This window comes from Microbispora sp. CL1-1 (assembly GCF_012034195.1).
GTDB lineage: Bacteria > Actinomycetota > Actinomycetes > Streptosporangiales > Streptosporangiaceae > Microbispora.
In genome coordinates this window covers 28,653-53,090 of record NZ_JAATEK010000048.1, presented here as the reverse complement: position 1 = coordinate 53,090, position 24,438 = coordinate 28,653, and the positions used below count along the sequence as shown (strand labels likewise).

The following is a 24,438-nucleotide window of genomic DNA, read 5'->3' as shown; positions in this document are numbered from 1 at the left end:
CGCCGACCGTTCCGTCGGCTCTGCCGGGCTGCCCGCGTGCGCCCGGTCATGCAGCGTTTGGGGCCGCGCGCAATCGGCCTCGTGTCAGGTCTAGAGAGATCATGTCTTCACAACCTCATATCGTGCTGCCCTGGGTCGTCCGCCGGACCAGGCTGCCTCTGCTGTCGTCGCGGTGCGTGGACTGCCGGTCGGAGTCCGCCACCACCGGCGAGGGCAGGTTCCGCGTCAACGCCAACGGCAAGCTGCTGGACGTGTGGCTGCTGGTCCGCTGCGTGTCCTGCGACCGCACGAGCAAGCTCAACGTGCACGAACGGGCGCCGGTCGCCTCGTTCGACCCGGCCGAGCTGGAGCGCTACCACGCCAACGATCCGGAGCTGGTGGCGTCCACGCTGCTCGATCCGCTGTTCGCCCGGCGCAACCGCGTCGCTCTCGATTGGACGGGGGCCTGGCGGCTGGACACCCCGTCGGCATGGCTCGACGAGGGGTGGCCCGTCCGGGTGGAGGTCGTCTTCGACGATCCGGTGCCGGTGCGCCCGGAGCGGCTCATCGCGCAGGGGCTCGGCCTCAGCAGGAACGAGATGCTGCGCCGGGTCAAGTGCGACGTTCCGCCGCGCCGTACGACGAGCACCGGGTTCGCCTTCACCGTGCTGCCCGGGGACTGACCGGATGTAGCCGCGGCGCGTGAGCCGGACGGGGGCGGTTCCGGAGGCCCGGAGCCGCCCCCGGACGCGTACGGAGCGAGGCCCGGCCCGGCCGCGCGGTGGTTCCGGGGCTCGGAGTGCCCGCCGTGTCTGGCGTCGCACGCATGATTTGGACGATCATCGTCGCGTACGTTCACCCGCGTCTGATATGGCGTTCCGGGGGGCGGGTGTAGGAGTATCGCAGGGGCCTGAGTCATGGGAGGCGTTGTGTCGGTGTTGCGTGATCTGGTGGACGGCATCCGGAGCGGGGGGATCGAGGTGCTCGACCTCACCGCGCCGCTGAGCGACAAGACGCCGATCCTGTTGCTGCCGGAGCCCTTCGGGCAGACGGTGCCGTTCTCGATGCAGGAGATCAGCCGATACGACGACCGCGGCCCGGCCTGGTATTGGAACAACTTCACCACGGGCGAGCACACCGGCACGCACTTCGACGCGCCGGTCCACTGGGTGACCGGACGCGACGGCGAGGACGTGTCGCAGGTGGCCCCCGCCAAGCTGATCGCGCCCGCCGTGGTGCTCGACTTCAGCGCCCAGTCGGCCGCCGACCCCGACTTCCTGCTGGAGGTCGACCACGTCAAGGCATGGGAGGCCGAGCACGGGCCCCTGCCCGACGGCGGCTGGCTGCTCTACCGCACCGGGTGGGACGCCCGCGCCCACGACCAGGCGGAGTTTCTGAACGCCGACGAGACCGGGCCGCACACGCCGGGCATGTCCATCGACTGCGCCCGCTACCTTGCCGAGGAGACCCCGATCACGGGCATCGGCGTGGAGACCGTCGGCACCGACGCGGGCGCGGCCCACTCCTTCGACCCCCCCTTCCCCTGCCACTCCTTCCTGCTCGGCGCCGGGAAGTACGGCCTGACGCAGTTGCGCAATCTCGACCGGCTGCCGCCCACTGGAGCGGTGGTGGTCGCCGGGCCGCTGCCGATCGTCGGCGGCTCGGGCAGCCCGGTCCGCGTGCTCGCGCTGGTGGAGCGGTGAACGTCGCGGAGGCCGTCGGCGCGGCCCTCGCCGCCCTCGGCGTGAGGGCGGCCTTCGGCGTCGTCGGCAGCGGCAACTTCCACGTCACCAACGCCCTCATCGAGCACGGCGTGCGCTACGTCGCGGCGCGGCACGAGGGCGGGGCCGCCACGATGGCCGACGCCTACGCCCGGATGAGCGGCACGGTCGCCGTGCTCACCGTCCACCAGGGGCCCGGCCTGACCAACGCGCTGACCGGTGTCACCGAGGCGGCCAAGAGCCGCACGCCGCTGCTCGTGCTCGCCCCGGAGGTGACCTCGCCCACCTCCAACTTCCGCATCGACCAGACCGCGCTCGCCGAGGCCGTGGGCGCGCACTGCGCCAGGGTCGGCTCGGCCGCCACGGTCGTGGACGACACCGTGATGGCCTTCCTCGCCGCGCTGCTCGGGCGCCGGACCGTGGTGCTCAACCTGCCTCTCGATGTGCAGGCCGAGGAGCTGCCCGACGAGGCCGCCGAGGCCGTACGCGAACTGCTGGCCGGCCGGGGCGGCGCGCACCGCGACGTGGCGAGCCGCGTGCCGGCGGCGTGGGGGCTGACGTTCCCCATCGAGGCCAGGGACGACGAGGAGACGCAGGGCATCCCGGCGGAGCCGTCCGACGCGCTGACGCGGCTCGCGCGGATGCTGGCGGAGGCCGAGCGGCCGGTCTTCGTGGCCGGCCGGGGAGCCCGCGGCTCGCGGCGGGAGCTGGAGGCGCTCGGCGAGCGGGTGGGGGCGCTGTTCGCCACCTCGGCGGTCGCCAAGGGCCACTTCCACGGCAGCCCGTGGGACCTCGACGTGAGCGGCGGTTTCGCCACCCCGCTCGCGGCCGAGCTGATCCGGAGCGCCGACCTCGTCGTCGGCTGGGGCTGCACGTTCACCATGTGGACCACGCGGCACGGCGCGCTGATCGGGCCGGACACGAAGGTCGTCCAGGTGGACCTCGACCCCGACGCGCTCGGCGTGCACCGCGAGATCGACCTCGGCGTGGTCGGCGACGTACGCGAGACCGCGCGGGCGGTCGTCGCCCTGCTCGGCGAGGCCGAGCCCGCGACGGAGGGGGAGACGGGGACGCGCGGCTACCGCTCCCCGGAGATCGCCGAGCGCATCGCCCGCGAGGGCCGCTGGCGCGACGTGCCCTACGACGACCTGAGCACCGGCGGGCGCATCGACCCCCGCACGCTGACCATCGGGCTCGACGACCTGCTCCCGCAGGAGCGGCTGGTGTCGGTCGACTCGGGGAACTTCATGGGATATCCGTCGATGTTCCTCACGGTCCCGGACGGTAGCGCGTTCTGCTTCACCCAGGCGTACCAGTCGATCGGGCTCGGCCTGGCGACCGCCATCGGCGCGGCCGTCGCGCGGCCCGACCGGCTCGCGGTCGCCGCCCTCGGGGACGGCGGGGCGCTGATGGGCGTCGCCGAACTGGAGACGGTCGTACGGCTCGGCCTGCCGATGGTGGTCGTGGTCTACGACGACGAGGGATACGGCGCGGAGGTCCACCATTTCGGCCCGCACGGGTTCCCGCTCGGCGCGGTCACGTTCCCGCCCGCCGACATCGCGGCGATCGCGCGGGGCTTCGGCTTCGAAGCGGTGACCGTACGGCGTGAGGAGGACCTGTCGGGGGTCGCCGCGTGGCTGAAAGGGCCGCGCGACAAGCCCCTGCTCGTCCACGCGAAGGTCACCGCCGACCGCCCCTCGTGGTGGCTGGAGGAGGCCTTCCGCGGTCACTGACCGGACACGGCGCCGCGCACCGGGTACGGCACAGCGCCGCACCGGGCACAGCGCCGCACCGGGCACAGCGCCGCACCGGGCACAGCGCCGCACCGGGCACGGCGCCGCACCGGAGCCGGTCCGGGGCGGTGCCGAACGCGGGACCGACGCGGGGCGCCGACGTGTAGCGGCCGGAAAGAGGACTTTCGGCCCACAAAAGTTACGGGCGAGTAGGTTACGGTTTCAGGCATGGCCGAGATCGTGTACCCACCGGTCCTGTGGACCGCGCTGACCGCCTTCAAGCTGCTCGACATCAGGTTCCGGATGGAGGGCACGGAGCGGATTCCGCGGAGCGGCGGCGCGGTCCTGGTGAGCAACCACGTCAGCTACCTCGACTTCATCTTCGCCGGCTTCGCCGCCCACCCGGCCGGGCGGCTGGTCCGGTTCATGGCGAAGAAGGAGGTCTTCGACCACCCCGTGTCGGGCCCGCTGATGCGCGGCATGCACCACATCCCGGTGGACCGGTCGGCCGGGGCGGGCGCCTACGACGCCGCCGTACAGGCGCTCAAGGACGGCGAGATCGTCGGCAACTTCGCCGAGGCGACGATCAGCAGGTCGTTCACCATCAAGGAGATCAAGAGCGGCCCGATCCGGATGGCCGCCGAGGCCGGGGTGCCCGTGATCCCGGTCGCCCTGTGGGGCGGCCAGCGGCTGTGGACCAAGGGCCGGCCCCGCAGGCTGCTGCAGCGGCATGTCCCGATCACGATCCTGGTCGGCGAGCCCGTGCTTCCCAGCGTGGGCGACGACATCGCCGCGCTCACCGGCGACCTGCGGCGGCGGATGGCGGACCTGCTCGACGCGGCCCAGCGGACCTACCCCGACCAGCGGCAAGGCGTGTGGTGGCAGCCGGCCCACCTGGGCGGCACGGCGCCCACCCCGGAGGAGGCCGCCGCGCTCGACGCCGCCGCCCGGCCCCGCCGCGCGTAGGGCTCCGGAGATCTGTCCGGTTCCGCAACACGGCCGTTACTCCGGAGGGTTGACCGGCGGTCAAGAGGCGGGGATAACTGAGCCGTAGCCGAGCCTGGGGGACTCGCAACCCTGACCCTGGAGCCGTGGATGAGCATCGTGCCCCCGCCCCCGCTGGTCGGACGCGCCACTGAGCTGCGGACTCTAATCGACGCGGTGACCCGCCCCCCGGCGGTCGTGCTGGTGGAGGGCGAGGCGGGCATCGGAAAAACCCGGCTCGTCCGCGCCGCGCTCGACCGCCTGCCGTCCGGCGACCGGGCCGTCCTCCTCGGCTACTGCCACCAGATCCGCGAGCCCTTCCCGTACGGGCCGGTCTTCGAGGCGCTGCGGGACATCAGGGGACGGCTCCCGGCGGCGCACCGGCTCAACCCGGTCATCGGCGCGCTCCGCGACCACCTCCCCGAGCTGGACGGCGCGCTGCCGCCGTCGCCACAGCCCCTGGACGACCCGCGGGCCGAACGCCACCGGGTGTTCCGCGCGATACGCGCCCTGCTGGCGGCGGTGGGACCGGCCGTGCTCGTCGTGGAGGACCTGCACTGGGCCGACGACGGCACGCTCGACCTGCTGCGCTTCCTGGCCGGGCAGCCGCCGCAGGGGCTGGCGGTGGTCGCGACGTGCCGCCGCGACGGCGTCACCGGCCCGCCGCTCGGCCGGGCCTACCGGCACCAGCCCGACACGACCAGCGTGGTCGTACGGCTCACGCCGCTGGACGCGTCAGGCGTGGCCAGCCTGGCCGGCGCGCTTCTGGAGCGGTCCGATCTGTCACCGGGGTTCGTCACGCGGCTGCACGAGCGCACGGCGGGCATCCCGTTCGTGGTGGAGGAGCTGGTCCGGTCCCTGCCCGCCTCGCCGCCCGGCACGGACGACCCGGACGCGCTCGACCGCGCCGTCGACCGGGCGGGCGTCCCGCTGCTGCTGCGCGAGGCGATGGCCGAGCGGATGGCCGGTCTTTCCCCGGCGGCGGCCGCGGCGGTCCGGGCGGCGGCGGTGCTGCGGCTCCCCGCGGACGAGCGGCTCATCACCGCGGTCGGCGCCGACCCCGCCGCGCTGAGCTCTGCTGTCCTGAGCTCTTCTGCGTTCGGCCCTTCTGCGCTGGGCCCTTCTGCGCTGGGCCCTTCTGCGCTGGGCCCTGCTGTCGTGAGCCCCGCCGCCCTTGACCCTGCCGGGCAGGGCCTCGCCGGGCCGGACTCCACCGGACCGGGTCCTGTCGCATCGGGCGCTGCGGGGCTGGCCGAGGCGCTGCGCGCCGGAGTCCTGCACGAGCACCCCGGCGGCCGGTACGGCTTCCGCCACGCGCTGGCCCAGCAGGCCGTCTACGACGCCATCCCCGGCCCGGAACGCCGTGCCGCGCACGTCCGGGCGATGGCCGCGCTCGCGGCGACGGACGCGCCGCCACTGGTGCAACTGGCCTTCCACGCCCGGCAGGCCGGGGACACCGACGCCTGGGTGCGCCACGGGGCCGCCGCCGCCCAGCAGGCCGCCGCGCTGGGCGACACCGCCCTCGCCGTCGAGGTGGTCGAGGGCATGCTCGACGACCCCGATCTCCCGGTGCGCAACAGAGGTCCGCTGGTGCTGATGCTGAGCCGCTTCGCGGCGACGGGCCTGTCGCACCAGCGGGTGGTGCGGCTGCTGCGCCAGGTGCTGCGGGGCGATTTCCTGTCCCGCGGCGTCCGCGGCGAGGTGCGGCTCAATCTCGGGGTGGTCCTGTCCAACCAGGCGGGCGACGCCGCCGCGGGACGGCCGGAGATCATGGCCGCCCTCGCCGAGCTGACCGACCGGCCGACGCTCGCCGCCCGCGGCTGGGCCAGCATGGCGATGCCCGAGTGGGGCGCCGAGTCGCTGGCGGAGCACGCGGAATGGATGGCGAGGGCCGAGGCGCTCGTCGCCACCGCAGACAACCCGGAGCTGTCGGCCGCGGTCCTGGCCAACCGTGCCTCCTTCGAGATGACGACCGGCTCTCCCGGCGCGTTCGACGTCGCCGCCCGGCTGCCGGCCGACGACCCGCGTACGGGGGTCCGGCGGGAGGTCGCCCGCGCCTACTGCAACCTCCACGACTCGGCGACGACCGTGGGCCTCTACGCGGCGGCCGAGCGATTCGGCCGGGAGGGGCGGCGGCTCGCCCTGGAGACCGGCGCGCAGTATCCCGCCTTCCTCCTCGACGCCTCCACGATCCGCAGGGAGTGGCTCACCGGGCGATGGGACGGGCTGCGCGACCGGGCGGCGTCCCTGGGCGAGTCGGCCACGGAGACGCCGCTGGTCGCGGTGGACCTGTGGCTGGTGCTCGGGCTGCTCGCCCTCGCGACGGGCGAATGGGAGGAGGCGGTCAGGCAGTTCCACCGCGCGGGGCTGGACGCGCCGGAGGCCCGCAACGTCCCGGTCGTGACGGCCGCCGCCGGTGGGCTCGTCGATCTGCATCTCGCCCGTGGGGCGGTGAACGAGGCGGCCGCGGAGGCCGAGGCGGCGGTCGCCCGGCTGCGCCGCAAGGGCGTGTGGGTGTGGGGCGCGGGCCTCGTCCCGCCGGCCGTGGCCGCGTTCGCCCGGGTGGGCCGCATGGAGACGGCGGCGGAGCTGGTGGACGAGTACGCCGCCGGGATCGCGGGCCGGGTGGCGCCCGCCGCGCACGCCGCGCTCGACGCCGCCCGGGGCGCGCTCGCCGCCGCGCGGCTCCGGCACGCCGACGCCGCCGCGTTCTTCGCCCGGGCCCGGGAGGCGTACGCCGCCCTGCCCCAGCCGTACGCGGCGGCGCGGGCGGCCGAAGGAGAGGCGGGAGCCCGGCTCGCGCTCGGGGACCGTGCCGCGGCGACGGGCTTCCGGGAGGCCGCGGAGACGTACGGCATGCTCGGCGCCACCCACGACGCCGCCCGGTGCAGGCGGGTGCTGCGCGACATCGGGGTGGACGTCCCGCTCCCGCGCGGCGGGCGGCGCGGCGCCGGGACGCTGTCGCAGCGGGAGCGGGAGGTGGCCCGGCTCGTCGCGCTCGGCCGTACCAACCGTGAGATCGCCGACGTGCTCTTCCTGTCCACGCGCACCGTCGAGACCCACGTCGCGACCGTGCTGCGCAAGCTCGGCGTGCGGTCGCGGACCCAGATCGCGCCGCCCGCCTGACGAGCACCGGGCACGCGGCACCCTGGACCTGCGGAAACCCCCGGACGCGCGGAAACCCCCGGACGCGCCGAAACCCCTGGACGCGCGGAAACCCCCGGGACCGTGCGATCCCGGGGGCCGGTGCCGCGTCGCTCAGAGCGTGATGCTCCACGAGTCGAGGTAGCCGGTGTCGAGGTAGTACTGGTCGCGGATCTCAAGCGTCCAGGTGCCCGCCGCCGTCTGGGTGACCGGGACGGAGTAGGTCCTGGTGCCGAAGGAGGTGCAGCTCGATCCGCCGCTGGACTTGACCGTGTAGTAGGTGCCGCTCGGGCCCCGGAGCCTGATCCGCAGGTCCTCGGCGCAGGTGTGCGAGATCGTGATGCTGAGCTGCACCGGGGAGATCGCCGCTCCCGTGGCGGTCGAGGTGATCGGGCTGTTGATCGTGGTCAGGTCGTTGATCGTGTAGTTGGTGCCGTTGGTGAACGTACGCCCGCCGGAGGTGCCCGACACCGTCAGCGTGTAGGAAGCGGTGTGCGAGCCGGACGAGCCGCTTCCGGTGACCGTCACCGTGTACGTCCCGGAGGGCGTGGACGCGCTGGTGGCGATCGTCAGGGTGGAGGAGCCGCCCGAGCTCACCGACGACGGGCTGAAGCTCGCGGTGGCGCCGGAGGGAAGCCCGGAGGCGCTGAAGCTCACCGTCTGCGCGCTACCCGAGGTGGTCGACGTCGCGACCGTGGCGGTGGCCGACTGGCCCGGCGTCACGCTGCCCGAGGTGGGGCTGAGCGACAGCGAGAAGTCGCCGCCCGACGAGGTGCAGCTCGCCTCGCCCGACTGCGCCGGCACGCCGACCGCGTTCCAGGCCGCCTTGGTGGCCGCGCACTCGGCGCTGCTCGCGCCGTACAGCTCGACCGCCGCCGCCAGCGAGGCGGTCCTGACGTTGACGTACTTCCAGGTCGAGGTCTTGCGCTGCAGCGCGCCCATGTAGATCTTGCCGGCCTTCTGGATGCCGACGCCGGTCACCGAGGACGGGCCGCCCGAGCAGATCGGGCTGTTCGGCTTGCCGCCGCCGGGCGAGGAGCCCTCGGCGAGCAGGTAGAACCAGTGGTTCAGCGGGCCGGCCGCGGCGTGCACCTCGGTGCTCGGGATCGAGCTGGAGTAGCAGTTGGGGTCGCCGGCGAGGGACGGGTTGTACATGTAGCGGATCGGCCCGGAACCGACGAGGTTGACCTTCTCGCCCACCTGGTAGTCCGGCGGGTCGTTCGGGTTGTTGGCGTACGCCTCGGTGAGCGAGCCGAAGATGTCGCCGGTGGCCTCGTTCAGGCCGCCGTTCTCGTTGCCCGAGCCGGCGCCGCCGGGGGTCGTCTGGAAGATGGCGTGGCCGAACTCGTGCGCCACGACGTCGATCGGCGTGGCCTGGCGGGCGTTGTCCTGCGAGTGCCCGAAGTTGGTGTAGCTGCCGTTCCAGTAGGCGTTGACGTCGTTCAGGCCCACGCGGGCGGGGAAGCCACCGCCGCTGCCGTTGATGCCGTTGCGGCCGAGCCAGTCGCGCAGCATGTCCCACTCGCGCTGCACGCTGTAGAGCGCGTCCACGCAGGCGGTCTCCAAGTTGGTGCCGCTGCCGTTGCCCCAGGAGTCGTCCGAGCCGGTGTACGCGGAGCCGTTCTGCCCGCCGCACCGGATGCCGCTGCGCGTGGAGTCGGTCATCGAATAGGAGCTGCCGGAGCCGCTCGTGTTGATGGTGACCGTGCCGTAGTAGTAGCCGTTGCCGGTGCCGGCCTTCACCTGGTCGTAGGAGTCGGCGATCTCCCCGGAGACCGCGTCCACGAACACGTGCTGGATGCTCGGCCTGCCGCCGGCGATGCCGGAGACCACCGCCTCCCAGGTCAGCCGCGGCTTCTCGCCCCAGGCCAGGACGACCAGGCGCGGGGCCGCGGTGTCGTCGACGCGGGACAGCACGGTCTTCGCCGTCTCGGTGGCGGCCTCGGCGCTGACCGTCGGCGAGGTCGGCACGCCCAGGGGGAGGGCGCCGGACGCCGACTCGGTGTCGCGCACCCGCCCGTTGGAGTCGGTGACCACGACCGCGTCGCCGCCCACGATGGGCAGGCCCTTGTACGTGCGCTCGTAGGTGACGTAGAACATGCCGCCGCCCGGTGTGACGGCGGTGCGCCGGTAGGTCTCGTTCGGGGACACGCGCAGGTCGTCCAGGCCGCTCGCGACGGCCTGGTCCGCGGCGGCCGCGGCCCGCTGCGCGGGGTCGTCGGCGAGGGACCTGACCGCGGTCTCGCTGCCGGGCGTGGGCTTGGCGGCAGCGGCGGTGGCGGGTGCCACCACACCGGTCACGGCCAGCGCGGCGGCGGCCGCGAGCAGTGCTGTGCGCCTCATGGGCGTCTTCCTTTCTCTGCCTCCCACGGGGCGTCCGCCTTGTGGGCGGGCACCGGCGGCCCGCCTCCGGGAGACGAACCCGGGCGGCGGACACGGTGGGATTCGGGGGGTGATGAGAGAAATGGATGGGGGCTTCCGGCCGGGGAATCCGGCCCGTGCGCGACGTTAGAACCACGGTCCCGACGCGAACATCCGTAGCGATATCCGTACATCTACGGAAAAGCGACTGGCTTTGTGCGTAGGTCGTAAGAAAACGGCCGCCACGTGGGGAAGACGAAAGATGCGGGGCGATAGCTTCGACACCATGGAGAGGATGACCGAGGCGGAGTGGCGCGAGTTCGCGATGAGCGGCACCAGGACCGGGAAGCTCGCCGTCACCCGGGCGGACGGGCGGCCGCACGTGACGCCGATCTGGTTCGCCCTCGACGGGGACGACGTGGTGTTCACCACCCACGAGAGCGGGGTGAAGGCCGGCGCGCTGCGCCGCGATCCCCGGGCGGCCATGTGCGTCGACGACCAGGCCCCGCCGTACTCGTACGTGCTGATCGAGGGGGAGACGACCCTGTCGGACGACCTCGCCGAGGTGCGCCACTGGGCGACGGTGCTCGGCGGCCGTTACATGGGCCAGGAGCGGGCCGAGGAGTACGGCAGGCGCAACGGCGTGCCGGGAGAGCTCCTCGTGCGGCTGCGCGTCGGCAAGGTCATCGCGTTCAAGGACGTCGCCGGCTGAGGACGCCGCCCGGCGACATAGGCAAAGCGTGTTGACTTCTGTTGTGTGGCGCGAGCATGATGACAGAGGCAAAACAATTACGCCTCAGTCAACCCGGCTGAGAGCCGGACCGGCTTCCCGAAGGAAACACCCCCATGGCACGCCTGGACTACTCCGTGTATGTCGCACCGTCGAAGTTCGTGGTCTCCGACGACCTGCCCCCCGGCGAGGCACGGCGGATGTGGTCGCCGACCGCGTCGACCCTCATCTACGGCGCGAACGACGCGGTCCTGGTGGACCCGCTCATGACCATCGACGAATCACGTGCCCTGGCCGACTGGGTGGCGGCCACCGGCAAGAACGTGACCACCGTCTTCGTCACGCACGCCCACGGCGACCACTTCTTCGGTGCCCCCGCGCTCCTCGAGCGCTTCCCGGAGGCCACGCTCGTCGCCACGCCGGCCGTGGCGGCGCAGATGGGCGCCCAATGGGGGCCGCGCTGGTTCGACGGGTTCTGGGACCCGCGCTTCCCCGGCCAGATCTCGGATCGGCGCGTGGTCGCGCGACCGCTGACCGGCGACATCGAGCTGGAAGGGGAGCGGCTCCACGCGATCGAGCTGGGACACACCGACACCGACGCCACCAGCGCACTGCACGTCCCGTCCATCGGGCTGGTCGTGGCGGGCGACGCCGTGTACGGAGACGTCCACCTCTACATGGCCGAGTCGAAGGGCGACGGCACGCGGCAGTGGCTCGACGCACTGGACACCATCGAGAGCCTCCGGCCCAGCGCCGTCGTCTCCGGCCACAAGCGCGACGGCGATCCCGACAGCCCCGGCGACCTCGCCAGGACCCGCCGCTACATCGAGGACTTCGCTGCCGCGGCGGACAAGGCCGGAGACCACGCCGACCTGTACGAGGCCGTCGTCGCCCTCTATCCCGACCGGATCAACCGCGGGGTGCTGTGGAACTCCGCGAGGGCCGTCACGTCCTGAGCCGTCTCGCGCCGTGGCACGCGAACAGGACCAGAGGGGCGCGCCTATGCGTCGTGTCGTCCGTCCGCCATGGCACGCACCACGAGCGCCAGCGTGGCGCCGTACGCCACATGCGCCGCGGCCATGACGACCGGGCGTCCGCGCGCGGGGTCGCGCGAGGCGGGCGGCAGGATGTTCAGCGCGGGCACCCAGCCCTCGTAGGCGCCGAGCCAGATCAGCAGGGCGTAGCCCACCCCGAGGGGAACGCCGGCCCCGCGCCCGCGGGTGAGCAGCGCGAACGCCGCGCCGCAGGTGGCGCCGAATCCCAGGTGCGCGGCGGCGCCGAGCACGCGTTCGCCGGGCTTGGGCCGGTGCCGGTGGCCCGGCAGAGCGGCCCTCACGATGTGCTTGGGCGGCTGGCCCGGCATGAGGCCGCTCTTCTGCCCGGCGAGCATCACCCCGCTCATCGCGAGGGTGGACAGCGCTCCGGCGGCGGCGCCGCGTACGAGTCGGCGGATCAAGGTCTTCCTCCTGGAGCTTCTACAGACGGCGGGACAGCTTCTCGGCGAGTCCCGCGGGGTCGGCGACCGTCACGGTCAGGCCGGGATGGCGCAGCAGCCCGAGCGGCTCGCCGCCCCGGATCGGCTCCTGGAACCGTACGCACAGCCCCTTGCGGGCGTTGGTGGCGAACGTCAGGCCGCGGTCGGCGAGCGACACGTGCACCCCGATCGCCCGCCATGGGGAGTAGGGGCCGGTCGTCTCGACGCCCGAGACGTTGGCCAGCGGGGTCTCGATCACCCAGGGCCCGAAGCGGACCCGCAGCGTGCCGGGGCCGACCAGGACCCCGGCGGTGTCCTGGCGTATGCCCAGCACGGACAGCAGGGCGGCGAAGCGGGAGTCGAAGTCGAACGCGAAGCGTTCCGGTGTGCCCGCCATGGTGTCGTCGGTCATCGCTCCCCCTTCCGGCGCGCGCACAAGCCGCCATACCCCCTCGGCCCAGATCAAACAGGGCCTCCCGCGAAGCCCCGGCCCGGGGAGGGCCGTGGTTCCGGCGACCGCCCGCCGTACGGCGCGGACGGACGGCCGTCCACCCCCGGCGGCCCGGCGTACCCGGGCGCCCGTTCGCTTTGTACGCTTGCGCGTCATGAGCGTGCAGGTGCGCAACAACGTGCGAGTCACCGGCCGGGCGGACGGCCGCCCCATGGTCTTCGCCCACGGGTTCGGATGCGACCAGAACATGTGGCGGCTGGTCGCGCCCGCGTTCGAGGACGACCACCGGGTCGTCCTGTTCGACTACGTGGGCTCCGGCGACTCCGACCTGTCGGCCTACTCGCCCGAGCGCTACTCCTCGCTCCAGGGGTACGCGCAGGACGTCCTGGACGTCTGCGCCGAGCTCGACCTGACCGGCGCGGTCTTCGTGGGCCATTCGGTGAGCGCGATGATCGGCGCGCTGGCGGCCATCAGGGAGCCGGCGCGCTTCGGGGCGCTGGTGATGGTCGGGCCGTCGCCTCGCTACATCGACGACGAGGGCTACACCGGCGGCTTCAGCGCGGCCGACATCGAGGAACTGCTGGAGTCTCTCGACAGCAACTACCTCGGCTGGTCCAGCGCCATGGCCCCGGTGATCATGGGCAATCCGGAGCGCCCCGAGCTGGGGGCCGAGCTGACCAACAGCTTCTGCCGCACCGATCCGGACATCGCCAAGCGGTTCGCGACGGTGACGTTCCTGTGCGGGCCGCCGGAGACATGGTCGGCGAGATCGGGCGACCCGGCAGCGTCCTCGGCCTGCTGCCCAAGATCAGGCTGACCGACGTCGACGTCGATCTCGCCCCCGGCGACGTGGTCCTCTTCTACACCGACGGCGTCGTCGAGGCGCGCAGGGGCGAGGACCTGTACGGCGAGGACCGGCTGCGGCGCCTGCTCGGCGCCTCCCGCGCCATGGACGCGGCGGGGATCGCCGAGGCGGTCGTGGACGAGGCCGTCGCCTTCCAGTCCGGGCTGCCGCGCGACGACATCGCCGTCCTCGTGCTCAAGATCCCCGCCTGATCGCGCAGTCTCCCCGCGCCGCCCGCGCCGCCCGCCCGCTCCGCCCGCGCTGTCTGCCCGCTCCGCCCGCCCGTGCCGTCCTCCCGTGCCGTCCTCCCGGGCGGAAACAGGGGACGGCGACTGGTGATTTCCCCGATGCCGTGACCGGTTCAGATCACGAGACTCCTGTCATCCCCCACGGCAAGGAGATCTCATGCGTAGGATCGTCGGCCCCCTCCTCGGCATCCTGGCCCTGCTCGGCTTCCTCGCCCCCACTGCCCCCGCGCAGGCGGCCACGCACAACCCCGTCGTATTCGTCCACGGCTACACCGGAAACAGCACCAACTTCGCCACCCTGCAGGCGTACCTGGTGGCCAACGGCTGGTCCGCCAGCCGGCTGTACGGCTACAACTACAACTGGGCCGGCTCGAACGTGGTCAGCGCCCAGGGCCTGGCCGCCCTCGTCAACCAGATCAAGGCGAGCACGGGCGCGTCCCAGGTCGACATCGTCAACCACTCGATGGGCGGCCTGGTGACGCGGTACTACCTGCAGAAGCTCGGCGGCGCCGCCAACGTCGGCCACGTCGCCTCGCTGGCCGGCGCCAACCACGGCACGACGTACGCCGCCGCCTGCACCATCTATGTCTCGTGCATCGAGATGCTGCCCGGCTCGGCGTACATCACCTCGCTGAGCGGCGACGAGACGCCCGGGTCGGCGAAATACGGCACCTGGGTGTCGCCCTGCGACGGCATCATCATCCCCTACACCAGCACCCGGCTGTCCGGGGCGGACAACCACACCCTCGCCTGTGTCGACCACCTGTCGATCCTGAGCAACATCCAGGCGATGTCCGGCATCCGCGATCTGCTCAACAGCTGATCGCCTCTGTTTCCGGCCGGGCGGCCCACCGCCGCCCGGCCGCGTCACGATGGAGGAGTGACGCCATCGGTGACACGGGTGCGGGACGCGCGGGCGGCGGGATCATCGCCGCGAACCCCGGGATCCGGGACGGGTCAGCTCCCGGTCGGCGACGGACTGGGCGAGACGGCCGGCGAGGAGCCGGGTGAAAGGGCAGGCGTCGGACTGGGCGAAAGGGCGGGCGACGGAGTGGGTGAGGCGAACGGCGACATGCCCGGCCAGGGGGAGTAGGTGCTCCGCCACGTTCCCGGCGGCAGGACCGGCACGTCCACCCGGGTCGTCCCCGCGTTCTGGAACCGGAACGTCACGGGGATCGTGCCGCCGCTGCGCAGCGGGCGGGTGAGGCCGACGAGCAGCACCTGCGGGAAGGGCGTCCCGCCGACGTACTTCCCGGCGGGGATCTCCAGGCCGTCCGGGGCGGGCAGGCGGGCCTCCCGGAACAGGCCCCCGGTGTCCACCGACACCAGGCGGTCGGCGCGGCCCGTCTGGTTGAGCAGCATCATGTACATCGGCATGTCGGTCCCCGGCGGGGCGGGCTGCAGCGGGCCGATGATGAAGGCGTTGCGGAGCAGCATGCCGGGCAGGTCCGCGTTCGCCCCGTCGTTCTGGGGGATCGTCTCGGTGTAGAAGTCCTGCTTCATGTCGCCGCAGGCCGCGGTGACGGTCGCGGCCGCGACGCAGAGAGCCGCCAGGATTGCGCGCATGTCGACCTCGGCTCGCTCGTAGGCGTCTTTCGAGGCTGGGTACCCCTCTAACCCGGTTGTTTACCGCCGGGGAATCATGCGAGCGCCGGGACCCCGGAGGAATCCCCGAGAACGCGGAGGAGACGCATGCGGCTGATCGCCCCGGAGAGGGCAGGGTTCCCTGCGGACCTGCCCCACCGGCTGGACGCCCTCGTACGGCGGGGCGGGGCCCCGGCCCTGCACGGCGTCGTGGTGGCCCGGCACGGCCGCGTCGTCCTCGAGTGGTACGGCGGCGGCGAGGACCACGTGCTGAACACCCCGCTCGGCCACGTGGACTTCGGGCCGGACACGCCGCACGACCTGCGCTCGGTCACCAAGAGCCTGGTGGCGCTCCTGTACGGCATGGCGCTGGAGTCCGGCCTGGTGCCGGAGCCCGGCGAGCCGCTCCTGACGGTCTTCCCCGAGCACGCCGACCTCGCGGCCGATCCCCGCCGGGCCGGGCTGACGATCGGGCACGCGCTGACGATGACGATGGGCCTGGAGTGGGACGAGAGCGCGCCTACACCAGCCCGGCCAACAGCGAGATCGCCATGGAGTTGGCGCGGGACCGCTGCCGCTACGTGCTGGAGCGCCACCTGACGCCGCGCGGCCTGGCCCGGATCGGCCAGGCCCTGCTGAACCGGGAGATCGCCCCCGGCTGGATCGGGGAGATGCTGCGCCCGCGGGTGCCCGCCTGGGAGGGCGTCTCCTACGGGCACCTGTGGTACGTGGGCGAGGAGGGGCGGGCGACGGCCATGGGCAACGGCGGCCAGCGGCTGTTCCTGCTGCCCGATCTCGATCTCGTGGTCGTCGTCCCGGCGGGCGCCTACGATGAGGCCGGACAGGACACGGCGCCGAGAGCGGTCCTGGAAGATGTGGTGCTGGCCGCGATCACACGAGGAGACGCCAGATGATTTTCATCACCGCGAAGTTCCGGGTGCTGCCGCAGTACGCCGACCAGTGGCCGGAGATCACCCGTGAGTTCACCGAGGCGACCCGCGCCGAGCCGGGCTGCCTGTGGTTCGACTGGTCGCGCAGCCTCGACGACCCCGCCGAGTACGTGCTCGTCGAGGCGTTCCGGGACGACGAGGCCGGAGCCGCGCACGTCGGGTCGGAGCACTTCCGTACGGCCCAGCGGACGCTGCCGCCCCACCTCGCCGAGACCCCGAGAATCGTCAACGTCAAGGTCCCGCAGGACGACTGGTCCCTCCTCGGCGAGATGGCCGTCCCCGCCGAGGACTGAAACGCACCCAGAAGAGCCGGGTCCCCGTGTGAGACGACGATGCCCTCGGAGCCCCCAGTGAGGGGGTCCGAGGGCATCGTGGTGTGTCAGTAGCCGAGGTCGCCGAGGTCGGGCTGCTGCCAGCCGCCCTGCGGCACGTCGCCCCGGTACGGCCCGCTCACGACCGGCGGCACGAAGGTCTCCTTGATCGTGCGGGCGTTGACCCAGCGGATCAGGTTGAAGATCGAACCGGCCTTGTCGTTGGTGCCCGAGGCGCGGGCCCCGCCGAACGGCTGCTGCCCGACGACCGCGCCGGTCGGCTTGTCGTTGACGTAGAAGTTGCCCGCCGCGAAGCGCAGCCGCTCGGTGGCGTCGTCGATGACGTACCGGTCCTGCGCGATGATCGACCCGGTCAGCGCGTACGGCGCGATGCCCTCCATCTGGTCGAGCACGGAGTCGTACGCGGCGTCGTCGTAGACGTGGACGGCGAGGATCGGGCCGAAGTACTCCTTCACGAAGACCTCGTCTGCGGGGTCGGCGCACTCCAGCACGGTCGGCCGCACGAAGTAGCCGGTCGAGTCGTCGTAGGAGCCGGTGAGCACCGAGATCGAGTCGGCCGAGCGCGCCCGGTCGATGGCCTCCTTGTGCTTGGCGAAGGCCCGCGCGTCGATCACCGCGCCCATGAACGTGGACAGGTCGCCCGACACGTCGCCCACGGTGAGCGACTCGGCCGCCGAGACGAAGTCGTCGCGCATCCGCGTCCACAGCGAGCGCGGCACGTACGCCCGGGAGGCCGCCGAGCACTTCTGGCCCTGGTATTCGAACGCGCCCCGCAGCAGCGCGGTCGACAGCACCCCGGTGTCCGCGGACGGGTGGGCCAGGATGAAGTCCTTGCCGCCGGTCTCGCCGACGAGCCGCGGGTAGCTCCTATAGCCGGAGATGTTCTCCCCGACGGCGCGCCACAGGTGCTGGAACGTCGCCGTCGAGCCGGTGAAGTGGATCCCGGCCAGCTCGGGGTGGGGCAGGGCGACCTCGGAGACGGCGGCGCCGTTGCCGGTGACCATGTTGATCACACCGGGCGGCAGCCCGGCCGCCTCCAGCAGGCGCATGGTGAAGTGCGCCGCGAACTGCTGGGTCGGCGACGGCTTCCACACCACGACGTTGCCCATCAGCGCCGCCGCCGCGGGCAGGTTGGCCGCGATGGAGGTGAAGTTGAACGGCGTGATCGCCAGGACGAAGCCCTCCAGCGGGCGATACTCCATCCGGTTCCACACACCCGGCGACGACACCGGCTGCTCGGCGAGCAGCCGCCGCGCGTAGGCGACGTTGAACCGGAAGAAGTCGATCAGCTCGCAGGCGGCGTCGATCTCGGCCTGCTGCGCCGACTTCGACTGGCCGAGGATGGTGGCCGCGTTGAGCGTGTTACGCCACGGGCCGCTGAGCAGCTCGGCGGCCCGCAGGAACACCGCGGCGCGCTCCTCGAACGGCAGGGCCCGCCAGCGCGGCGCGGCCTCCAGCGCCGCGCCGACCGCCGCCCGCACATCGGCCGCGGTGGCGTCGGCCGTACGGCCGAGCACGGCGGCGTGGTTGTGCGGCTGCACGACGTCGATCGGGGCGCCGCCGGCCATGCGCCGCTCGCCGCCGATCGTCATCGTCAGGTCGAGGGACGTCCCCGACAGCTCCTTGATCCGGGTCTCCAGGGCCGCGCGCTCGGCGCTGCCCGGCCCGTACGCGTGCACCGGCTCGTTCGCCGGCACCGGGACCTCGGTGATCGCATCCATCATTTACCCCTCAAAGCGCGAAGGAAGAAGGCGACGTTGGCCGGGCGCTCGGCGAGGCGGCGCATGAAGTAGCCGTACCAGTCGTCGCCGTAGGGGACGTAGACCCGCACCCGGGACCCGGCCGCGGCCAGCGCCGCCTGCCTGTCGGCCCGGATGCCGTAGAGCATCTGGAACTCGTAGTCGTCCGGGCCGCGCCCGGCGCTCACCGCGAGCGACTCGGCGATCGCGATCAGCCGGTCGTCGTGCGTGGCCACCATGGGATAGCCCGTGCCCGACATGAGGGTCCGCAGGCACCGCACGTACGCGCGGTCGACCTCGGCCTTGCTCTGCCAGGCCACCGAGGCGGGCTCGGCGTAGGCGCCCTTGACCAGCCGCACCCGCGACCCCGCGAGATCGCGGCAGTCGGCCTCGCTGCGGAACAGGTAGGCCTGGATCGCCACGCCCGTCTCCGGGAAGTCCTCCCGCAGCGCGCGCAGCGTGCCGAGCGTCGCGTCGACGGTGGTGTGGTCCTCCATGTCCAGGGTGACGGTGGAGCCGCACTCGCGCGCCGCCGCGCAGATCTGCCGTGCGTTCTCCAGCGCCATGCCCGGGTCGAGGGCCTGGCCGACGGCCGACAGCTTGACCGACACCTCGGCCCGGTCGCCGAGGCCGAGCGGCCGCAGCTCCTCGAGCAGGGAGACGTACGCCTTGGCGGTGGCGACGGCGGCGCCGGGGTCCCGGACCTCCTCGCCCAGATGGTCGATGGTGACGGACAGCCCCGAGCCGGTCAGGCGGCGCGTCGCGGCGACGGCGTCCGCGGTGGACTCTCCGGCCACGAAGCGGTCGACGACCTTGCGCGTGAGCGGGAGCCCCGACACGGCCCGGCGGGCGAGCGGGCTTCGTGAGCACGCGAGAAGCAGGGAACCGAGCATGGCCTCAGGCTAAATCCGCACGTCACGGAAGTTCCACGGACATCCGCCACAGCATTTTTCGACAAATGTACAAGAATGTCAGCATGCAAGACATCGTCGATGAGATCTCCCGGCTGCTGGACGCCTCCGTGACCCTGGAGGACCGCTCCTTCAACCTGCTGGCGTACGGCGCGCAGAGCGGGGACATCGACCGCGTGCGGCAGGAGTCGATCCTGCGCCGCCACGCGTCCGACGAGGTGAGGGCCCACTTCGAGGCGTACGGCATCGCCACCGCGACGGGCCCGGTGCGCATCCCCGGGCTGTCCGGCCTGCTCGGCCGCGTGTGCGTGCCGCTGCGGCACGAGGGGGTGACCTACGGCTACCTGTGGGCGCTCGAATCCGGGGAGCTCACCGACGAGCGGCTGGCCGAGATCGCGCCGCTGGTCGCTCAGGCGGCCGCGCTGCTGGCCAGGCAGGCCCGCGGCCGGCACGCCCCGCTGCGCCAGTTCTTCTCGGCCGACCCCGCGGTCCGCGCCACCGCCCGGGTGGACGTCGAGGGACCGGTGACGGCGCTGGCCGTGCGGACGCCCACGGCGGTCTCCGGGCCGCCGCGCACGCTGCCGCGCGGCGTGCTGGCCGACCCGGACGTGACCGACACGGCCGTGGACGCGCCGCTGCTCGCCGTGCTGGCGCCCGCCGGGCAGGCCGCGCACGTCGCGCGCCTCCTGCACAAGCTGTACGGCATGGCCGCCGGGATCGGGGGTCCGCGCGACGATCCGGGGGAGGCGTGGCAGAGCTGGCGGGAGGCGCTGCTGGCGCTGCGGGTGGCCGAGCACGTCGGGCGGCACGCCCCGGTGGCCGACTGGAGCACGCTCGGCGTCTATCGGCTGCTGGCCCGGCTGTCGCCGCGCGACCTGGCCGATCTCGCCGCCGAGTCGGCCGCCCTCACGCCCGGGATCGCGGCGAGCGTGGAGACCTACCTCGACCACGCCGGGCAGGTCCAGGAGACGGCTGCGGTGCTGGGCGTGCACCGGCAGACGCTGTACTACCGCCTGGGCAAGGCCGGGCGCCTCACCGGGCTCGACCTCGCCGACGGGGAGGACCGCCTGCTGCTCCACCTGTCGCTGAAGGCGGCGGCCCTGCTCCCCTCGTGACGGCTATCCGATCCTGGTCATGTTCGACTCGTAGCCCCCGCCGCCCGGGTAGTTCCATCGTCCGGTCATGGCGTCGCCGTCCGGGGTGAAGGTGCCCCGGAAGTACGCCGGAGACCCCTTCGCGCCGAACCAGATGGTCAGCGTGTCGCCGTCGAGTTCGTAGACGTAGTCGAGGGTGTCGCCTGAGCTGCTGTAATAGCGGGACTTGATGTCCTCGCTCGGCCCGTCGGCCCCGTATGACCTCTCCCTGCCGATGATCTCCAGGCCGGTGATCGGCTGACCGTCCTGCTCCAGCCGGATGTCCTGGATGAGGAAGAAGCCCCCCTCCATCCAGCGGTAGGTGACCGTGCCCTCCGAGCCGCCGGTCACGCGCCAGGTGCCGACGAGCCGGTTCAGCGCCCGGAGCTGTTCGTCCGGCTGCGTCGTGGTGATGTCCGGCATGGTGTCTCCCTTCCTTCCGTTCGTGTGATGCCGCTCGTACGACGGCGCGGGCGGGGAAAGGGAATCGGTCCGGACGGAAGAAATAGATCACGACTCGATAACGGCGGATTCGATCGAGAGCGGCAGGCCGAACAGCGGCAGCAGCTCGGGGCCGAACGTGGTGATCTCCGTGATGAGGCCGTCCTCGGCGCACAGCACGTCGATGTTGACGGCGGCGTAGGAGGTCTCGCCGGGCCGCCGCACGTAGTTCGCCACCGCGGGCTGCCGGTTCACCGCGAGCGGGACGCAGTGCCACTCGCCCCAGCGCTCCTCGCCCTCCAGCACCGGACGCCACATGTCGAGCACGGCCGCCCGCCCCACGTACACCAGGGCGGCGGGCGGCATGGCCTGCAGGACGTCCTCGCGCAGCAGCGCCGCCAGCGCCGGCAGGTCGGCGTTCCTGGATGCGGTGACATAGCGCTGCAGCAGGTCGAGCTCCTCGCGGGTGGGCCGGGTGGCCGCGGCCCAGTCCGCCCGCCGCCTGGGCAGCCGTTCGCGCAGCGTCGCGCGGGCGCGCTGCAACGCGCTCTTGACCGAGGCGACGCTCATCTCCAGCGCCTCGGCGGTCTCGGTCACCGGCCAGCCGGCGACGTCGCGCAGGATCAGCACGGCCCGCTGCCGCGGCGGGAGGTGCTGGATCGCCGCCAGGAACGCCAGCTCGACGGTCTCCCTGGCGATGGCCGCCGCGTCGGGCGCGCCCTCGTCCGGCGCCGCCAGGTCGAGCAGGTCGTCCGGATAGGGCTGGAGCCAGGCGACGTCGGCCGCGGCCGGACGCCCCGGGCTCTCCGCGACGTCCGCCGCCACCGTCTCGCGGGCGCGGGCCGGGCCGGACAGTGCGTCGAGGCAGGCGTTCGTGGCGATCCGGTAGAGCCACGCCCGGAACGTCGAGCGTCCCTCGAAGCTCTCCCGCGCCCGCCAGGCCCGCAGCAGCGTCTCCTGCACCATGTCTTCGGCGTCGGTGAACGACCCGAGCATCCGGTAGCAGTGCACCCGCAGCTCGTGCTGGTGACGCGCGGCGAGCTCGCCGAAGACGGCCTGGTCGCCCGACCGGACGGCCTCCGCCATGGCGTCGGCGGCCGGGGAGTCCCCGGCCGTGACGTGCTGTTCGCTCACGCCCGCCCCGCGTCTCCGTCACCCGTACGTGATCAGCCGGAGCCTACTGCGGGGCCCGGTAGACCCGCACCCACTCGACGTACACAGTGCCGCCGGAGGCGTCGTTGCGCAGCACCAGGCCCAGCGGAGACCGGGGGACGTACGGGCCGGTGTAGTTCCACACCTGCCTGCCGTCCAGCCAGAAGGTCACCCGGCCGGGCAGCCAGTCGACGGTGACCGTGTGCCCCTGGGTGAAGGCGGTCGCCAGCTCGGCCCGGGCCAGCTCCCGGCCCTGCCGGACGGAGAGCTCCGCGCGCCCGCCCGCGGTCGCCGCCACGCCGATCGCCGCGTCCTCGGCCCCGGCGTCCCCGGCCCCCGTGCCACGCGTCCCCGGGAACCGCGCGGATCCCGGGACGTCGTCCCGCGAGCCGCCGCGCCGCGAGCCACCGTACTGCGAGCCGTACGCGGAGTCGCCGTACACGTCGTCGTACACGTCGTCGTACGAGTCGCCGTACGGGTTGTCGTATCGGGCACCGTCGAGGGAGTCGTACGAGGGGTCGTCGTAGCGGGGTGCCTCGGCGGAGGATCGGCCGGACCGGGAGCCGCCGCGCCGCGCGTTTCCATACTCGGCGGCGTCCGACCGGGGCGACTGCAGCAGCACGGCGGGAAGCGCCCCCTCGTCGGCCTGCAGGCGGACCTCCCAGCGGCCGTACCGTTGGAGCGCGGCCCCGGAAAGGTCCACGCCGCCGCCGTTCGCGGTGACGCGCAGCGCCTGCCCGCCGAAGTCCTCGGCCAGGGCCGGCGCGCCCCAGCCGGTCGCGGAGGCGCCGGACGCGGAGGCTCCGGACGCGCGGGGAGCCGGTGTGCCGGACGGCGGGCTCGCCGGCGCGCTCGGCGCCTTGCTCTGCGCTGTGCTCGGCGGCGGAGAGGACGCCGGTGCGGCCCCGGGGGTCGCCTGGGCGGCGGCCCGGGGCACGTCCTCCGGTTCGATGGCGTGAACCACGACCGGCCCGTCCGCGGGGCGAACGGGCTCCGCCAGCCGCATCGGCGGCTCGGTTCCGGTTCCGGCCGACGCCCGCGCGCCGGGCGAAAGGCCGGGAGACGGAAGGGGGGACGGGCTGGGGGAGGGACGCGGCGCGACCGCGGGGATGTCGCCGATCTTCTCCGCGATCGTGGCGTCGCCGGTCGTGTCCGCGGCCTTCTCGCCCTCCTGCCCGGCGTCCTCGGCGGGTGCGGCGGCCGGGGTGGCGATCTGCGTCGCGCTCAGCCCCGCCGCGTTCGCGTTGCCCGGCCGCGCGCCGGACGAGTCGGGGGAGGACGCCGATCCCTGTGCGGCGGACTCGTCTCCGGCGGTGAACACCTTCACGGAGTCCGCGTTCGAACAGGCCGTGGCGGCGGCGATGAGCATCGCCGCCGCCACCGCTAAACCAGGCCCATGACGTGACATGAGCCGAGTTAATCACATCATTTCACTCAGATAACTGCCTTAATCCGGTAATATCTCTTGCCTTTTTACGCGCACGTCTTCTCGTAAACGCGGAGCAGTTCCATGCTGATTCGTTCGACCGAATAGCGGGAACGCGCGCGGTCGGCGGCCGCGTAGCCGATGGCCGTGCGCAGGGTGGGGTCGCCGAGCAGGCGGCGGATCCGATGGGCGATCTCCAGCGGGCGGTCGGGCCGGGTCAGGAAGCCGGTCACGCCGTCCACGACCGAGTCGAGATGCGCGCCGGTGGCCGAGGCGATGACCGGGATGCCGCAGGCCATGGCCTCCAGCGCGGCCGTGCCCGTGGGGACGGTCGACGGCAGCGACAGCACCAGATCGGCGCTGCGCATGAGCTTGGGCATCGCGGTGTGCGGCACCATGCCGAGCATCTCCACGCGGTCGGCCACGCCGTGCTCCGTGGCGAGGGCGCGCAGCCGCTCGACGCTCAGGTCGTCGCCGCCGGCGATCACGAGCTCGGCCTCCGGAACGGCACGCAGGGCGTGCACGGCCCAGTCGGCGCCCACGTGCCCCACGTGGAGGAGGCGGGGCCGCTCGCCCCTCGGGAAGGCGGGGCCCTGGCGGCGGAAGCGCTCGATGTCCACGCCGTGCGGGACGACCGAGATGTTGCGGCGCGGCACGCCCATCCGGATCAGCTCGGACTCCTCGTCGGCGCAGGCGGCGATGACGGCCCTGGCCCTGCGGCCGATCGCGCACTCCAGCCGCCGTACGGGCGCGGCGCTGCGGCTGTCGTCGTAGTGGCTGTGGAAGGTCTGGGTGACCGGCACGCCCAGGCCCTCGGACCCGGCGATGGCGGCCAGGCCGCTCGACCACGAGTAGGCGTGGATGATGTCCGGGCGGTGCTCCCGCCACCGGCGCCGCAGGCCGTCGCTGAAGTCCGGGATGTAGGGGAGGAGGTCGTTTTCCGACAGCTCCATGTCGGGCCCGGCGGGCACGTGCTCGACGCCGTCCCCCTGCACCTTCGAACGGGTGTAGACGGTGACCCGGTGGCCCCGGCCCAGCTCGCGGGCGATGGCGGGAGTGTCGGGAGTCAGTTCGTGCGCGGAGACGATGGCGATATCCATG

At 73.0% G+C, this 24,438-nt stretch carries 24 protein-coding genes; 14 read left to right on the top strand and 10 right to left on the bottom strand.

What is annotated here, in order from left to right; genetic code table 11:
- The first annotated feature begins 122 nt into the window (after positions 1 to 122).
- The 5 genes from HCK04_RS35065 (at position 123) to HCK04_RS35045 (ending at position 7,543) form a co-directional block, all read left to right on the top strand.
- Positions 123 to 662, top strand: coding sequence for a DUF1062 domain-containing protein (locus tag HCK04_RS35065; protein WP_260617520.1), 540 nt, complete (start codon positions 123 to 125; stop codon positions 660 to 662).
- Positions 663 to 896: 234 nt separating this feature from the next.
- Positions 897 to 1,682, top strand: a complete 786-nt coding sequence (locus HCK04_RS35060) for a cyclase family protein (RefSeq protein WP_205831104.1) — start codon at positions 897 to 899, stop codon at positions 1,680 to 1,682.
- Positions 1,679 to 3,433 carry a thiamine pyrophosphate-binding protein gene (locus HCK04_RS44470; protein WP_142651647.1) on the top strand — a complete coding sequence of 585 codons (1,755 nt, stop codon included), beginning with the start codon at positions 1,679 to 1,681 and terminating at the stop codon, positions 3,431 to 3,433. Before HCK04_RS35060 ends, HCK04_RS44470 begins: the two co-directional genes overlap by 4 nt.
- 228 nt (positions 3,434 to 3,661) lie before the next feature.
- The gene (locus HCK04_RS35050; protein ID WP_142651646.1) at positions 3,662 to 4,399 is read left to right on the top strand and encodes a lysophospholipid acyltransferase family protein; all 738 of its coding nucleotides are present in this window, start codon (positions 3,662 to 3,664) and stop codon (positions 4,397 to 4,399) included.
- A 129-nt stretch (positions 4,400 to 4,528) separates the two neighbouring features.
- Positions 4,529 to 7,543 (top strand): LuxR family transcriptional regulator, encoded by a 3,015-nt coding sequence (locus HCK04_RS35045; RefSeq protein WP_142651645.1) that lies wholly within the window; start codon positions 4,529 to 4,531, stop codon positions 7,541 to 7,543.
- A 132-nt stretch (positions 7,544 to 7,675) separates the two neighbouring features.
- On the opposite strand, the gene HCK04_RS35040 is transcribed toward HCK04_RS35045, so the two are convergent.
- Complete coding sequence (locus HCK04_RS35040) at positions 7,676 to 9,904, bottom strand: M4 family metallopeptidase (protein ID WP_142651644.1); 2,229 nt, start codon at positions 9,902 to 9,904, stop codon at positions 7,676 to 7,678.
- Between the two features lie 304 nt (positions 9,905 to 10,208).
- On the opposite strand from HCK04_RS35040, the gene HCK04_RS35035 reads away from it, so the two are divergent.
- Positions 10,209 to 10,634 carry a PPOX class F420-dependent oxidoreductase gene (locus tag HCK04_RS35035; protein WP_142651643.1) on the top strand — a complete coding sequence of 142 codons (426 nt, stop codon included), beginning with the start codon at positions 10,209 to 10,211 and terminating at the stop codon, positions 10,632 to 10,634.
- Positions 10,635 to 10,768: 134 nt separating this feature from the next.
- Entirely contained in the window at positions 10,769 to 11,608 is an 840-nt protein-coding gene (locus tag HCK04_RS35030) for an MBL fold metallo-hydrolase (protein WP_142651642.1), read from the top strand.
- Between the two features lie 44 nt (positions 11,609 to 11,652).
- On the opposite strand, the gene HCK04_RS35025 is transcribed toward HCK04_RS35030, so the two are convergent.
- Positions 11,653 to 12,108 carry a DUF6789 family protein gene (locus tag HCK04_RS35025; protein ID WP_142651641.1) on the bottom strand — a complete coding sequence of 152 codons (456 nt, stop codon included), beginning with the start codon at positions 12,106 to 12,108 and terminating at the stop codon, positions 11,653 to 11,655.
- Positions 12,109 to 12,127: 19 nt separating this feature from the next.
- Positions 12,128 to 12,538: a hypothetical protein gene (locus tag HCK04_RS35020; RefSeq protein ID WP_142651640.1), complete on the bottom strand. Its 411-nt coding sequence runs from the start codon at positions 12,536 to 12,538 to the stop codon at positions 12,128 to 12,130.
- 193 nt (positions 12,539 to 12,731) lie between these two features.
- Here HCK04_RS35020 and HCK04_RS35015 point away from each other — a divergent pair, with 193 nt between their 5' ends.
- From HCK04_RS35015 to HCK04_RS35005, 3 genes are all read left to right on the top strand, one after another.
- Positions 12,732 to 13,394 carry an alpha/beta hydrolase gene (locus HCK04_RS35015; RefSeq protein WP_142651639.1) on the top strand — a complete coding sequence of 221 codons (663 nt, stop codon included), beginning with the start codon at positions 12,732 to 12,734 and terminating at the stop codon, positions 13,392 to 13,394.
- Positions 13,334 to 13,633, top strand: a complete 300-nt coding sequence (locus HCK04_RS35010) for a PP2C family protein-serine/threonine phosphatase (RefSeq protein ID WP_142651638.1) — start codon at positions 13,334 to 13,336, stop codon at positions 13,631 to 13,633. The genes HCK04_RS35015 and HCK04_RS35010 overlap by 61 nt, the downstream gene beginning before the upstream one ends.
- Before the next feature lie 193 nt (positions 13,634 to 13,826).
- Positions 13,827 to 14,492, top strand: a complete 666-nt coding sequence (locus HCK04_RS35005) for an alpha/beta fold hydrolase (protein ID WP_142651637.1) — start codon at positions 13,827 to 13,829, stop codon at positions 14,490 to 14,492.
- 134 nt (positions 14,493 to 14,626) lie between these two features.
- Here HCK04_RS35005 and HCK04_RS35000 read toward each other — a convergent pair whose 3' ends face one another.
- On the bottom strand, positions 14,627 to 15,235 hold the full coding sequence (locus tag HCK04_RS35000; RefSeq protein WP_142651636.1) for a copper chaperone PCu(A)C: 609 nt from the start codon (positions 15,233 to 15,235) through the stop codon (positions 14,627 to 14,629).
- A 126-nt stretch (positions 15,236 to 15,361) separates the two neighbouring features.
- Between HCK04_RS35000 and HCK04_RS41565 the strand changes: the two genes are divergently transcribed.
- From HCK04_RS41565 to HCK04_RS34990, 3 genes are read left to right on the top strand one after another with little or no spacing between them, the layout of a single operon-like run.
- A complete protein-coding gene (locus HCK04_RS41565; protein WP_205831103.1) occupies positions 15,362 to 15,853 on the top strand; it encodes a serine hydrolase in 492 nt (163 codons plus the stop codon).
- Positions 15,805 to 16,167 carry a hypothetical protein gene (locus HCK04_RS41560; protein WP_205831102.1) on the top strand — a complete coding sequence of 121 codons (363 nt, stop codon included), beginning with the start codon at positions 15,805 to 15,807 and terminating at the stop codon, positions 16,165 to 16,167. The genes HCK04_RS41565 and HCK04_RS41560 overlap by 49 nt, the downstream gene beginning before the upstream one ends.
- Entirely contained in the window at positions 16,164 to 16,496 is a 333-nt protein-coding gene (locus HCK04_RS34990; protein ID WP_142651635.1) for a putative quinol monooxygenase, read from the top strand. The genes HCK04_RS41560 and HCK04_RS34990 overlap by 4 nt, the downstream gene beginning before the upstream one ends.
- A gap of 86 nt (positions 16,497 to 16,582) precedes the next feature.
- Here the strand turns inward: HCK04_RS34990 and pruA are convergent, their stop codons facing one another.
- The gene (gene pruA, locus HCK04_RS34985; RefSeq protein WP_142651652.1) at positions 16,583 to 18,256 is read right to left on the bottom strand and encodes an L-glutamate gamma-semialdehyde dehydrogenase; all 1,674 of its coding nucleotides are present in this window, start codon (positions 18,254 to 18,256) and stop codon (positions 16,583 to 16,585) included.
- The gene (locus HCK04_RS34980; RefSeq protein ID WP_142651634.1) at positions 18,256 to 19,167 is read right to left on the bottom strand and encodes a proline dehydrogenase family protein; all 912 of its coding nucleotides are present in this window, start codon (positions 19,165 to 19,167) and stop codon (positions 18,256 to 18,258) included. Before HCK04_RS34980 ends, pruA begins: the two co-directional genes overlap by 1 nt.
- Before the next feature lie 83 nt (positions 19,168 to 19,250).
- On the opposite strand from HCK04_RS34980, the gene HCK04_RS34975 reads away from it, so the two are divergent.
- Positions 19,251 to 20,300, top strand: a complete 1,050-nt coding sequence (locus HCK04_RS34975; RefSeq protein ID WP_240972107.1) for a helix-turn-helix domain-containing protein — start codon at positions 19,251 to 19,253, stop codon at positions 20,298 to 20,300.
- A 3-nt stretch (positions 20,301 to 20,303) separates the two neighbouring features.
- Here the strand turns inward: HCK04_RS34975 and HCK04_RS34970 are convergent, their stop codons facing one another.
- The 4 genes from HCK04_RS34970 to HCK04_RS34955 all read right to left on the bottom strand — a co-directional run bounded on the left by HCK04_RS34970 (position 20,304) and on the right by HCK04_RS34955 (position 24,437).
- Positions 20,304 to 20,741 carry a hypothetical protein gene (locus HCK04_RS34970; protein WP_142651632.1) on the bottom strand — a complete coding sequence of 146 codons (438 nt, stop codon included), beginning with the start codon at positions 20,739 to 20,741 and terminating at the stop codon, positions 20,304 to 20,306.
- Between the two features lie 87 nt (positions 20,742 to 20,828).
- Positions 20,829 to 21,893: an RNA polymerase subunit sigma-70 gene (locus tag HCK04_RS34965; protein WP_260617519.1), complete on the bottom strand. Its 1,065-nt coding sequence runs from the start codon at positions 21,891 to 21,893 to the stop codon at positions 20,829 to 20,831.
- Between the two features lie 43 nt (positions 21,894 to 21,936).
- Positions 21,937 to 23,292: a glycoside hydrolase family 16 protein gene (locus HCK04_RS34960; RefSeq protein ID WP_142651631.1), complete on the bottom strand. Its 1,356-nt coding sequence runs from the start codon at positions 23,290 to 23,292 to the stop codon at positions 21,937 to 21,939.
- A 92-nt stretch (positions 23,293 to 23,384) separates the two neighbouring features.
- Positions 23,385 to 24,437: a glycosyltransferase gene (locus tag HCK04_RS34955; RefSeq protein ID WP_142651630.1), complete on the bottom strand. Its 1,053-nt coding sequence runs from the start codon at positions 24,435 to 24,437 to the stop codon at positions 23,385 to 23,387.
- Between the last annotated feature and the right edge of the window lies 1 nt (position 24,438).